The sequence below is a fragment of the Streptomyces sp. NPDC058579 genome, assembly GCF_042718575.1.
Taxonomy (GTDB): domain Bacteria; phylum Actinomycetota; class Actinomycetes; order Streptomycetales; family Streptomycetaceae; genus Streptomyces.
This window is the reverse complement of the sequence record NZ_JBHXPI010000005.1, coordinates 162053-174041: the sequence shown is the minus strand read 5'-3', so window position 1 is coordinate 174041 and position 11989 is coordinate 162053. Positions and strand designations below refer to the sequence as shown.

At 73.8% G+C, this 11989-nt stretch carries 11 protein-coding genes; 6 read left to right on the top strand and 5 right to left on the bottom strand.

Annotated elements, in window-relative coordinates:
- Nucleotides 1–1275, bottom strand: coding sequence for a glycosyltransferase 87 family protein (locus ACFWRO_RS09580; RefSeq protein ID WP_384506750.1), 1275 nt, complete (start codon nucleotides 1273–1275; stop codon nucleotides 1–3).
- Nucleotides 1276–1486: 211 nt separating this feature from the next.
- Between ACFWRO_RS09580 and ACFWRO_RS09575 the strand changes: the two genes are divergently transcribed.
- Entirely contained in the window at nucleotides 1487–2059 is a 573-nt protein-coding gene (locus ACFWRO_RS09575) for a dihydrofolate reductase family protein (protein WP_384506748.1), read from the top strand.
- A gap of 16 nt (nucleotides 2060–2075) precedes the next feature.
- Here ACFWRO_RS09575 and ACFWRO_RS09570 read toward each other — a convergent pair whose 3' ends face one another.
- Together ACFWRO_RS09570 and ACFWRO_RS09565 are read right to left on the bottom strand one after the other, a co-directional pair.
- Nucleotides 2076–5390 (bottom strand): sacsin N-terminal ATP-binding-like domain-containing protein, encoded by a 3315-nt coding sequence (locus ACFWRO_RS09570; RefSeq protein WP_384506746.1) that lies wholly within the window; start codon nucleotides 5388–5390, stop codon nucleotides 2076–2078.
- A gap of 120 nt (nucleotides 5391–5510) precedes the next feature.
- Complete coding sequence (locus ACFWRO_RS09565; protein ID WP_384506743.1) at nucleotides 5511–6431, bottom strand: DUF3027 domain-containing protein; 921 nt, start codon at nucleotides 6429–6431, stop codon at nucleotides 5511–5513.
- A 309-nt stretch (nucleotides 6432–6740) separates the two neighbouring features.
- On the opposite strand from ACFWRO_RS09565, the gene ACFWRO_RS09560 reads away from it, so the two are divergent.
- The 4 genes from ACFWRO_RS09560 (at nucleotide 6741) to ACFWRO_RS09545 (ending at nucleotide 10402) form a co-directional block, all read left to right on the top strand.
- On the top strand, nucleotides 6741–8129 hold the full coding sequence (locus ACFWRO_RS09560; RefSeq protein ID WP_384506740.1) for an MFS transporter: 1389 nt from the start codon (nucleotides 6741–6743) through the stop codon (nucleotides 8127–8129).
- 77 nt (nucleotides 8130–8206) lie between these two features.
- Nucleotides 8207–8689 (top strand): DUF2771 domain-containing protein, encoded by a 483-nt coding sequence (locus ACFWRO_RS09555; protein ID WP_384506738.1) that lies wholly within the window; start codon nucleotides 8207–8209, stop codon nucleotides 8687–8689.
- A 7-nt stretch (nucleotides 8690–8696) separates the two neighbouring features.
- Nucleotides 8697–9518, top strand: coding sequence for a futalosine hydrolase (locus tag ACFWRO_RS09550; RefSeq protein WP_384506735.1), 822 nt, complete (start codon nucleotides 8697–8699; stop codon nucleotides 9516–9518).
- Nucleotides 9515–10402 carry a 1,4-dihydroxy-6-naphthoate synthase gene (locus tag ACFWRO_RS09545; RefSeq protein WP_384506733.1) on the top strand — a complete coding sequence of 296 codons (888 nt, stop codon included), beginning with the start codon at nucleotides 9515–9517 and terminating at the stop codon, nucleotides 10400–10402. Before ACFWRO_RS09550 ends, ACFWRO_RS09545 begins: the two co-directional genes overlap by 4 nt.
- 24 nt (nucleotides 10403–10426) lie before the next feature.
- Here the strand turns inward: ACFWRO_RS09545 and ACFWRO_RS09540 are convergent, their stop codons facing one another.
- A complete protein-coding gene (locus tag ACFWRO_RS09540) occupies nucleotides 10427–10810 on the bottom strand; it encodes a cold-shock protein (protein ID WP_308354918.1) in 384 nt (127 codons plus the stop codon).
- Nucleotides 10811–11011: 201 nt separating this feature from the next.
- On the opposite strand from ACFWRO_RS09540, the gene ACFWRO_RS09535 reads away from it, so the two are divergent.
- Nucleotides 11012–11284, top strand: coding sequence for a hypothetical protein (locus tag ACFWRO_RS09535; protein WP_384506730.1), 273 nt, complete (start codon nucleotides 11012–11014; stop codon nucleotides 11282–11284).
- Here ACFWRO_RS09535 and ACFWRO_RS09530 read toward each other — a convergent pair.
- Nucleotides 11281–11928, bottom strand: coding sequence for an HAD family hydrolase (locus tag ACFWRO_RS09530; protein WP_384506728.1), 648 nt, complete (start codon nucleotides 11926–11928; stop codon nucleotides 11281–11283). The genes ACFWRO_RS09535 and ACFWRO_RS09530 overlap by 4 nt on opposite strands.
- Between the last annotated feature and the right edge of the window lie 61 nt (nucleotides 11929–11989).

The following is an 11989-nucleotide window of genomic DNA, read 5'->3' as shown; positions in this document are numbered from 1 at the left end:
TCACTCCGGAGCCCGGCCGGAGTCTGCTGCCGTCGCCCGCCACAGGCGTCGGCAGGAGAGGACGACCGCCGCGAGCAGCAGGCCGTTGCGGAGGACCATCAGGGTGTTGCCCAGGGGCGTGCCCTGCATGACCTCCAGGTAGTACGTCGGGAAGGCGAGGGCCGTCACCGCCGTCGCGGCGAGGAGGACCCAGGCGACCGGGCGTTGCGTGGTGTGGCGGGAGGTGAGGCAGACCGCGGCCAGGCCCAGGAGCCAGACCATGTACTGCGGGCTGATCACCCGGCTGGTGACCGTGAACAGCAGGACCGCGGTGAGCGCCGCGTCGAACGGGGTCGCCTCCGTCCAGCGCGAGGCGCGGCCCCGCCAGAGCATCAGCCAGCCGAAGGCCGCCGCCGTCAGCATCAGCGACAGCTGCGCGACGCTCGCCACGTGCTCACCGGCGAACTCCAGGGCGCCGTACCGCGTTTCGACCCAGATCGGCAGCCCCGCCGCCCGCATCAGCGACAGCACCGTGCCGCCGAGCGACTCGATCTGCACGCCCCTCGCGCCCTGCTGCTGGAGGAAGTCGAAGCTGTGCCGGAAGGCGACGGCGAGGACGGTCAGGAGCGCCGCGGCGGCCGCGGCGGCCGACACCCAGGCGTCCTTGGTCGTACGGCCCCGTTCCAGACCCACCAGGGTGAGCAGCGGCCACACCTTGATCAGCGCGCCGAACGCGGCGAGCGCCCCGCCGAGGCGCGGGCTGCGGCGCCCGGCGAGCAGCGCGAGGACGGCGAGGGCCGTCACCTGGATGTCGAACCGCCCGTGCGGCAGGTTCAGGAGCAGCGGCAGCCCCGCGGTCCACAGCCAGACCCCCGCCAACCGGCGGCCCGGGCGGGCCAGCGCCAGCGTGACCACGGCGTCGGCGACGAGCGTGAGCACGAGGAACGCCGCGAAGTAGTCGAGGAAGGGGAGAAGGGAAGGGGAGAGGAAGAGGAGGCCCGCGCCCGGTGGGTACTGCCAGGTGACGTCGCCGACCGGGTACGAGCCGCCGGCCAGTTGCTCCGCCCAGCGCGGGTAGAGGAACTCCACCTCCGACGAGACGTTGCTGACCCCGATGTCGTCCTGGACCAGCAGGTACACCATCACGATCCGGGTCAGCGCCCAGACCGCCGCGATCGCGGTACGGGACGTCCCGAACGACCGGACGGCGTCCCAGGCCGCCGGGGCGGAGCCCGCCGGGTTCTGGGCCTCCTCAGGAGGGGCGCCGACCAGAAGGCCGGCCTTCTGCTGCGTCATGGACCGGAAGGTAGGCCGATACGACCCCCGTCTCCACGAACGCACCGGCCACGCCCGCCCACGTCCCCCGTCGGGCGGGTACCCAGAGGGCCAGGTGGCCCCGCCGGGACGAGATCGCGGACGACGACCGATGAGTTCCTCCGTCGTTCACAGTCATAGATCATGAACGAACCGGGGACACCGCCCGACACCAGACACCTAGGAAGCCATCATGCGCACCCTGATCAGCACCGCTTTCATCTCCCTCGACGGCGTAATGGAGGGCCCCGGCGGCGAGCCCGGCTACCGGAACTCCGGGTGGACCTTCAAGGACATCGACTTCCTCCCCGAGGCGTACGAGATCAAGGGCCGTGAGCAGAAGGAGGCCTCGGCGATGCTCCTCGGCCGGGCCAGCTACGAGGCCTTCAGCGCGGTCTGGCCCGACATGGCGGAGTTCGCCGACTACAAGCGGATGCCGAAGTACGTCGTCTCCACCACCCTCACCGAGGACGACCTCGTCACCAACTGGAGCGAGACCACGATCCTGCGCTCCCTCGACGAGGTCGCCGCGCTGAAGGAGACCGAGGGCGGCCCGATCATCGTCCACGGCAGCGCGACCCTGAACCAGGCCCTCTCGGACGCCGGCCTGATCGACCGCTACCACCTGCTCGTCTTCCCGCTCCTGCTCGGCGCGGGCAAGCGGCTCTTCAGCGCCACGGACAAGGACGTCCAGAAGCTGAAGCTGGTCGAGCACGAGACCTACGCCAACGGCCTGCAGAAGCAGGTCTTCGACGTCGTCCGCTGACCGGCGGCAGCTCCGCCTAGTCGAACCAGCGGTCGCGCGCCAGTTCCGCCGTGCGCGACGGGTCCTCCAGGAGGGCCGCGACCTCGAAGCGGCGGGGCCACTGGCCCGCCGCCCAGGCGAGGCCGGCGGCGACGCCCTCCAGGGTGGCGGCGTGGATCGTGCCGTCGGGGGTACGGCGCCAGTCCAGTTCGACGCCCGCCGCGCGGAGTTCCTCGTGCTCGACGTACGCGTCCGGGGTCGCCGGGCCGAGGAGGGCGTGGACCGAGGCCGGGACCTCGTGCTCCTCGCCGACCGTCGTCACCTCCGCCTCGACGGACTCGCTCAGCCGCCGGACCTGGAACAGCTCCGCCAGGTCGGCCGCGCGGGACGGGGCGACCGGGAGCAGGGGCAGGCCGCCCGCGAGCGGCAGGAGGTCGGGGGCGTCGGCGACCAGGGCCTCGGCGGCGTCGACCACGACGAGTTCGCCGTCCACGACCGCGCGCAGCTCGTCGGGGAGGGTGACCTGCTCGGGATCCAGGTCGGCCAGGGCCGTGTACAGGGCGTGCAGTTGGGCGCCGGACACCTCCCGGTCCGGGTCCGCCAGGCGGCCGAGGAGTTCGGCCGCGCCGCCCGGCTCGTCGAGGAGCGCAGGGACCGAGGTGCGTACGCCCAGGGCCCGCAGGACCTGCTCGTCCTCGAAGCCGGTCGCGTCGGCGGAGTCGTACAGGCCGATGAGCAGCGGGTCCGTCCCCGCGGCCCGCAGGCCGGCCGGGCGGCGGCCGTCGAGGACCGGGTGGTCGCGGAGCCACCAGGCGGTGTACGACCGTACGGTCTCGGTCGTGCCGTCCGGCATCAGGACCCGTACGGGCTGGGTGAGCGCGTCCCGCAGGGGCGGCTGGGCGAGCAGGGCGAGCGCCTGCGGCCAGGCGTCGTCGTCGACCAGGTCCAGGTCCCGTACGGCGACGATCTCGGTCGCCACCGGCGGCACCGGGGTGTCCGCGAGGCGGTCGAGGACGTCCTCGCACCAGACGTCGACGGCGTCGAGCAGCCCGGCGTCGTCGGGCTCGGCGAAGTCCCCGTCGCGGGGCTCCATCTCGTCCGGGTCGAGGACCAGGTCGGTGGCCCGGACCAACGTGAAGCCGGCGAGCACCCCGCAGGCGGCGAGGGGCTGTTCGCCCCAGCGGTCGGCCAGCTCGGCGTCGCAGAGGGCGAGTTCGCCCTCGCTCATCACGGCGGCGAAGGCGCTGCCGGGCAGGACCAGTTCGCCGGCGGGCGCCAGCTCCCCGTCCTCGTCCGGGAGGGCGAGCGCGCCGAGCCACGGCTCGTCGCCGGGCTCCAGCTCCGCGTCCCGTACGAGCGCGAGAACGGTCTCGGCCAGCTCGTCGGCGTCCAGGGCGTCCGCGTCCTCGTCCCAGATCTCGCCCGCGTCGAGCGACCCGGCGACCGCCGCCCGGACCTGGGGCGTCGTCAGGACCGCGCGGGGCGTGGCCGGGAGGGCGCCCAGCTTCTCCAGGAGGGGGTGGGCGGCGTCCGGGTGGGCGACCTTGAGGCCGAGGCGGGTGAGGTCGGCGGGGGTGCGGTCCTGGGGCAGGAGGACGTGGCGGGGGCCGATGGTCGTACGGGTGGGGGTGGCACCGCGGGCGCCGTCGGCGCTGTCGGCGTCATCGGCCTGGTCGGCGAGTTCGGCGAGGTCGGCCCCGAATGTCCCGGCGTCAGGGCCCTCGCCGCCCGCCCCCGCGTCCGCCAGCGGGACCGGGAGGCCGGTGAGCCGGTCCGGGTCCACCCCGGCCAGCGAGTCGTACAGGCGCCACCACCAGGACGGCGCCCGGTCCACCCCGGCGAGCCGGTCGATCGCCTCGGTCAGCGGGACGCGGCCGACGCCGAGCGTCCGCAGCTCCACGCGCCGTTCGAGCCCGGCGGGCAGCAGGGTCGGGAAGACCTCCGCGAGGACGGCGACGGTCTCGTGCCCCGCGCCCTCCACGACCTCGGCCTCGACCGCCCGCAGCGCGGGCACGTCCTCCGAGGGCACCTCGGGCGCCAGGAACGCGACGCGCGGCAGCCGCTGGAGGATCGCCTCGCGCAGCGCCCCGTCGAGGGCGCCCTTGCCGAGCGGTCCGGGCACCAGGTCGATCGTGGCGACCGTCACCGGCTGCCAGTCGCCGAGGAGTTCGGCGTACGCCTCGGCGGCGCGCCCGACCAGGAAGTCGGTGAGCGGGCCGGGGGCAGGGTGGCGCCGGGCGGTGTCGAGGGGGAAGGAGGCGATGAGGAGCGCGGGCAGGCCGAGCGGCTCGTCGGTGGGGGTGGGGGCGTGGACGACGGGCGCGGTACGGGGGAACAGCGGGGCGCCCTCGGCGTCCACGGGCGCGGCCCAGGTCACCGACCAGAACGGGCGCAACCGCTCCTCGACCGGCCGGTCCTTCAGGAGCGCGGGTTCGAGGGGGCCGCCGTGGGTGACGGTCCGCCAGCGGTGGGTGCCGGTCGCGGAGTCGGCGATGTGGACGTAACCGTCCGCCTCGGAGCGGCGCAGCGTACGGACGCCCTCGGGGGTGTCGACGACGATCTCGGCGAGGCCGGGGAGGGTGAGCAGCAGCGCGTCGTCGATGGAGGCGAGGAGCCGCCCGGCGAGGCCGACGGCGGCGGAGTCACGGAGCGGGAGGACGACGACGGTGTCGTAGCCGTCGGGGGCGGTGCCCTCGGCGGGCAGCGGGAGGCGGAGCACCGGTACGTGGCCGTCACGGCGGCGCAGCTCGTCCCCGAGGCCGGGGCTGTGCCGGGCGGCGTCGGCGGCCAGCTCGCGGGCCTCGGCGAGGGACCAGCGGACGCCGCCGTGCCGGCCGAGTACGGCGGGCTCGTCGGAGACGGCGAGGACGGCGGCGAAGCCGACGCCGAAGCGGCCGACGGCGTTCGTGTCGTTCTCGCCGCGCTTGGCGGAGGCGCGGAGGGTGGAGAGCGACTCGACGCCGGTCGCGTCGAGCGGGGCGCCGGTGTTGGCGGCGGCGAGGACGGCGGGCGCGTCGGGGCCGGCGTCGTGGAGAGTGAGCCGGAGGCGTCCGGTGACGCCCGCGCGGTGGGCGGCGTCGGCGGCGTTCTGGGCCAGCTCGACGACGAGGCGGTCGCGGTAGCCGCCGAGGGCGAGGTCCTCCTCGGCGTTGGCGTCCTCCCGGAACCGGGCGGGCCCGGCCCCCCAGGCATCGAGCACGCCCCTCCGCAGCCGGGCGGTGCCGAAGGGGTCGGCTCCGTCGGTCGACGTCCTGACGCTGACGCTCACGTCTGCTCCACTCTGCGGGCGGGATGAACAAGCCGGGTGCCCGAAGGTACCGCGCCCCTCACCAGCGACGCGCCGCGCCTCCATGTGGACCCGCCCACGCGGACGCGCCCCTCGGCCCCCTGCGCCTTCCCGCCCCGCGCGCGGGCAATCACCCCAGGTGAGCGGTCACCCGCGCCGGCCCCACGTGGAGGCCGGCGCCTGCCGCTACGAGTGGCCCAGGTCTTCCGACGTGCCGTCCGGTTCCGTCGTCGAGCCGGAGTCCTTCGCCGGGCGGAGGGGGAAGGCGTCCGCGCCCATCGAGTCCAGGACCGGCGGCGCCGGACGCGGCGGCTTCGGCATGATCGCGGCCTCCGAGTGCCCGCCGCAGCCGTACGAGAGCGACACCACGCGCCCGTCCGCCGGCGAGAACTCGTTCGCGCAGACGCCGAAAGCCTGCTTCAGCGACCCCGCCAGCGGCACCAGGAACGCGCACGTGTCGCACGACGCGGGCGCCGCCTGCGCCATCGGGGTCTTCGCCCCGAACGACTCCTCCCAGCGGTCCGCAGCCACGTGCAGCCCGTACCGGGACAGCACCCGCGCGCGCCGCAAGCCGAGTTCCTCGGCGACCGAGGCGATCGAGCCCCTGGACGGCGTAAGGGAGGTGATCTCGGCGTCCTCGACGTCGAGGTGGTCCACCATCTCGTCCGAGACCGGCGAGTTCGGCGGCGGCACGTCCTCGCCCGTGTACCCGGGTTCGAGCCGCAGGTCGTCCTGCTCCGTCGGCAGCAGGTCCCCCGGGCCCATGTCGCCCGGCCGGAGCCGCTCGCTCCACGGCACCCACTCGGGGGCCAGGAGCGCGTCGGAGCCGGGCAGCAGGACGGTCTCGTCAAGGGTGACGTTCTTCGCCCGGGACGCCCGGGTGACCGTCACCGCCCAGCGCCAGCCCCGGTAGCCCGGCTCCTTGCACTCGAAGAAGTGCGTGACGACCCGGTCGCCCTCGGCGACGGTCTCCACATGGGCGCCGACGATTCCGGGAGCGGCGGCCTCCTCGGCGGCTTCCCTCGCCAGGTCTACCGCCTCGGCGCACAGGCGGTCGGGGGTACGCGGGGTACGCGGGGTACGGCTTCGCGTCGTCGCAGCACTCACAGGTCTCGCTTCTCTCCTACGCCGTCTCACGGGTGCGCCGGCCGAGGAGCGGGAGCGAAGAGACCCGGGCGGCGGGCGGAGCGGACCAGAGGGCCGCATCGACGTCCGCGCCCGACCTCGTCTCGCGTCTCTCGGGCACACCTATCGTCATCCATTCTGCGGGATGCCGAAGAGGCGCGCGGCCGAGATCTTCCGCCGGTGGCGCGCTACGCACGCTACCCCCTCCGCCGCCCGCCGCCCACCTGCCCGCCCCAAGTGGCCCGGATCGTGGACCTCCGGCCGCCGTGCCACGGTTCACAAGTCAGGGGCGTGGGGCACTATGACGGAGTGGCAGCCGCACGGTCGTCCGCACGATCCCACGATCTTGCCGGGCCGCTCCGCCGAGTGGGCCGGACGGTGGGGCGCGCCCTTCATCTGCCGTTCACCGGCACGGCGCGCGGCATCCGCAAGGCGACCCACGCGCACGGCGCGGGCGAGTCGGGGCTCGGGAAACTGATCGAGCTGCACGCCGTGAACGGGGCCGGCGATGTCATGATCACGGTCGCGCTCGCCTCCACGGTCTTCTTCTCCGTACCGACGGACGAGGCCCGCGGCCGGGTCGCGCTGTACCTGGGCATCACGATGCTCCCGTTCACCCTGCTGGCCCCCGTGGTCGGCCCGCTCCTGGACCGGCTGCCGCACGGGCGGCGCGCGGCGATGGCCGCCGCGATGTGGACCCGGGCGGTCCTCGCGATCACCATGTCGGGCGCGGTGGCCACGGGCGGCCTGGAGCTGTATCCGGCGGCGCTCGGGGTCCTCGTGGCCTCGAAGGCGTACGGAGTCGTCCGCAGCGCGGTCGTGCCACGGCTGCTGCCGCACGGCTTCTCCCTGGTCAAGGCCAACTCCCGGGTCACCCTCGCGGGCCTTCTCGCGACCGGGATCGCGGCGCCGATCGGTGCCGGGCTCCAGCAGATCGGGCCGCCGTACCCGCTGTACGGGGCGTGCGCGCTGTTCCTGCTCGGCGGGTACTGGGCGTTCCGGATGCCGCACAAGGTCGACTCGGCGAAGGGCGAACGGCGGGCGCACCTGCTGACCCACGGCGAGAAGAAGCCCAGCCTGCGGACGGTGGGGCCCTCGGTCCTCCACGGCCTCCAGGCGAACGCGGCGCAGCGGATGCTGTCGGGGTTCCTGATCTTCTTCCTGGCGTTCCTGCTGCGCGAGCATCCGCTCTCCGGGCAGAGCGCGGCGGTGTCGCTGGCGATGGTGGCCGTGGCGGCGGGCGTGGGCAACGCGTGCGGGACGGCCGTCGGCTCGCTCCTGAAGGAGCGCGGCCACGCGCCGGAGGTGATCATCGCCACGATGATCACGACCGTGTGCGGGGCGGCGGTCCTCGCGGCGGTCTTCTTCAGCGGGGCGATGGTGGCCGTGCTCGGCGCGGTGGCGGGCCTGACGCAGGCCCTGTCGAAGCTGTCCCTCGACGCGCTGATCCAGCGGGACGTGCCGGAGGTGGTGCGGACGTCCGCGTTCGCCCGTTCGGAGACGCTGTTGCAGATGTCCTGGGTCGTGGGCGGCGCGATCGGCATTTCGGTGCCGCTGAGCGGCCCGATGGGCATGGCGGTGGCCGCGTGCATCCTGGGCCTGGGCGCCCTGCTCGCGGTACGGGGCCTGGTCGCGGCGGCCCGGGCGGAGACCCGGAAGCAGGAGAGCACGGAGGAGTAGGGCGCGCTCGGTACCGAAAACGCGGCGCGCCGCACCCCCGCGTGGCGGAGTTCGGTGGGCCCGATAGCCTTCGGGCCATGACCGTAGCGTTCTTCACCGGCTCGCGCCGCCGGGCCGCCGCCGCCCTCGGGGCCGTCTCCGTCGGGCTCCTCACCCTCTCCGCCTGCGGCGAAAAGCCGACTCCGCTCGCGACGCTGACGGTGGGGACGAACTCGATCCACTCCGAGGCCGCCTGCTACAACGACGGCGACGCCATCAAGGAGTCCCAGATCCAGGAGTGCCTCAACAGGAAGGCCGAGAAGACCATCAAGGTCGCCGCGGACGACAAGATCCGCTTCGGCGTCGACCCGTCGATCGCCGAGAACGGCTGGACCATCTTCCTCGGTGGCCAGAACGCCGAGCCGGAGCCGTACAAGAAGACGTACCGGACCATCCCGGCTAGCGCCTTCTTCTCCTCCCAGACCGGCGAGGCGACCAACCAGACCCAGGTCACCATCGTCGAGAACGACGGCAAGAAGCTGACCGGCATCTGGCACTTCGAGCTGAAGAAGGACTCCTGATCCTCCGGTGACCCTCCGGACCCTGATCGTGACGGCCGTGGCGGCGGAGGCGGACTCCGTCGTACGCGGCCTTCCCTTCGGCGGTCCAGGTACGGGCCAGGGCCCGGAGCACGGTCCGGGCCCGGAGCACGGTCCGGGCCAGGAGCACGGTCCGGGCCGGGAGCACGGTCCGGAGCCGGTCGAGGTCCCGCTCCCGGGGGGTTACGTACTCCGCCGCCACCGCCACCCCGCCGGTGCCGTCGTCGACGTGCTCGTCGGCGGTGTCGGGCCCGCCTCGGTCGCCGCCGCCGCCGCCACCGCGCTCGCGGCGGCCGCCACCCCCTACGGCCTCGTCGTCTCCGCCGGGATCGCCGGCGGGTTCCAGCCTCTCGCGCCGATCGGCTCCGTCGTCGTGTCCGACGCGATCGTCGCCGCCGACCTCGGCGCGCAGACGCCCGACGGCTACCTGACCGTCGAGGAGCTCGGCTTCGGGCGCTCCAGCCACCCGGTCGCCGCCGCCCTCACCGGGCGCGTCTCCGCCGCCCTCGCCCTCGGCGAGCCGCGCCACACCGTCGCCCCCGTCCTCACCGTCTCCACCGTCACCGGCACCGCCGAGCGCGCCGCCGAGCTGGCGGCCCGGCACCCCGGCGCCGCCGCCGAGGCGATGGAGGGGTTCGGCGTGGCCGAGGCCGCCGCCGCCCACGGCGTGCCCGTGGTCGAGATCCGGGCCGTCTCCAACGCCGTCGGCCCCCGCGACCGCGCCGCCTGGCGCATCGGCGAGGCCCTGGACGCTCTGCGGTCCACGTTCCAGCAGCTCAGCCACTCCGTCCTCGTGGAGCCCGCCCCATGACGTCCCAGTCCCAGCCCAAGCCCCAGCCCTCGCTGAAGTCCAAGCTGAAGATCGCCTACTCGCCCTGCCCGAACGACACCTTCGTCTTCGACGCCTGGGCCCACGGCCGCGTCCCCGGCGCGCCGCGCCTCGACGTGACGTTCGCCGACATCGACCTCACCAACGGCTGGGCCGAGCGCGGAACGGCCGACTACGACGTCCTGAAGGTCTCCTACGCCGTTCTGCCGTGGGTCCTCGACGAGTACGCCCTGCTGCCCTGCGGCGGCGCTCTGGGGCGCGGCTGCGGCCCCCTGGTGCTGACGCGGGAGCCGGGCGTGGACCTGCGGGGCAAGACGGTCGCGGTGCCGAGCGAGCGCTCGACCGCGTACCTGCTCTTCCGGCTGTGGGCGGCGGACGTCGTACCGGGCGGTGTCGGCGACGTCGTCGTCATGCCGTTCCACGAGATCATGCCCGCCGTACGGGACGGGAAGGTCGACGCGGGGCTCGTCATCCACGAGGCCCGGTTCACGTACCAGAACTACGGTCTGCACGCCCTCGCCGACATGGGCGCCCACTGGGAGGACACCACCGGCCTCCCGATCCCGCTCGGCGCGATCATCGCGCGCCGCTCGCTCGGCCCCGACGTGCTGCGGAGCCTCGCCGACGCGGCCCGTGCGTCGGTCCGGATGGCCTGGGACGACCCGGCCGTCTCACGCCCGTACGTACTCGAGCACGCGCAGGAGATGGACCCGAAGGTGGCCGATCAGCACATCGGCCTCTACGTCAACGAGTTCACGGCCGACCTCGGCGAGGCCGGTTACGCGGCCGTGCGCGGGCTGCTCACGCGCGCGGCGGCCGAGGGGCTGGTGCCGCCCCTCGGCCCGGACGCGCTGTCGTTCCCGTAGGAACGCGGCGCCTCACACGTCGAGCTACACGTCGAGCTGGTCCGCGACCGCCCGCAGCAGGCCCGCGATCTTCGCGCCCTGCGCCTTGTCGGGGTAGCGGCCGCGCTCCAGCATCGGCGTGATGTTCTCCAGGAGCGTCGTCAGGTCCTGCACGATGGACGCCAGTTCGTCGGGCTTACGGCGCTGCGCCGCGGCGACGGAAGGGGTCGGGTCGAGGACCGTCACGGAGAGGGCCTGGTCACCGCGCTGGCCCGCGACCACCCCGAACTCCACACGCTGCCCCGGCTTGAGGGCGTCGACTCCGGCAGGGAGCACCGACGAGTGGACGAAGACGTCGCCGCCGTCGTCCCGGGAGAGAAAGCCGAAGCCCTTCTCGCTGTTGAACCATTTGACCTTGCCGGTAGGCACGTCTGTCCTCGTCCTCGTACTCGATGGAATGCGCCGGGAATCCGGCTCTTGGGAGAAACGCTAAAAAAGCGGGCCCCGACCCTCCCCCAAGCTCTCGACTCCGCTCGAGCAGGGGGGACCCCCGATCAAGGCTAATGGGCTTCCGGCCGGTGACAAGACGTCGCCGGTTTGTTCATACGGCCTGGGAACTACCCTGGCCGAATGCGTAGTGAAACCCCTTCGGCCACGTCGGACGAGAGCGCGCCGGGTGACGGTCTCGTCCGTGCCGGTGCGATTGTCTTCATCATCGGTGCGGTGGCCACCCTGGTCACGGTCGCGCCGCTCTTCCTCGGCACCGACCCGTTCCCGCCGATCGCGTACGGCGTGTGCATGCTGATGGGCGTCGGCTTCCTCGTCGCCGGCGCCGGCGTGCTGCGCTCGATCGCGGCGCAGCGCCGCCAGGCGAGGACGACGGCCGCGGCGGGCGGGAGCTAGCCCCGGTCGGCCTCCGTACGGCCCTGGTACGCCTCCCACCAGGCACGGAACCCGGTCAGGTCGGGCAGGACGACGTCCGCGCCGGCCTCGCGCAGCTCGGTCGCGTCGCACGGTCCTGTGGCCACGGCCACCGACAGGGCGCCCGCGTGCGCGGCGCCGCGCACGTCGCCGGTGTGGTCGCCGACGTACACCCCCGCGCCGAACTCGCGCAGCGCCTGCGCCTTGCCCTCGGCCCACAGGCCGCCGATGACGGCGTCGGGGTCGATGCCCAGGTGGGAGAGGTGCAGCTTGGCGTGCGGCTCGTTCTTGGCGGTGACGACGATCGCCCGGCCGCCGGCCTCGCGAACGGCTTGAATCGCATCCCTGGCGCCGGGCAGCGCGAGCGAGGGCTCGATCGCGTACGTCGGGTAGAGCGCGCGGAACTGGGTGACCCGCTCCGCGATCTCCGCCGCCGGGAACCAGTTCGCCAGCTCGTGCTCCAGCGGCGGGCCGAGCCGGGAGACGGCGAGGTCGGCGTCGATCGGGACGCCGACCTGCGCGGAGAAGGCCTGGTACGTGGCCTTGATGCCGGGGCGGGAGTCGATCAGGGTCATGTCGAGGTCGAAGCCGACGGTGGGGATGCCAGGGGTAGCCATGGAGGACATTGTGCCCACATGTTCGAATCGGGCTTCGGGGCGCTGCTTAGACTGAGCCACGCCTTACCTG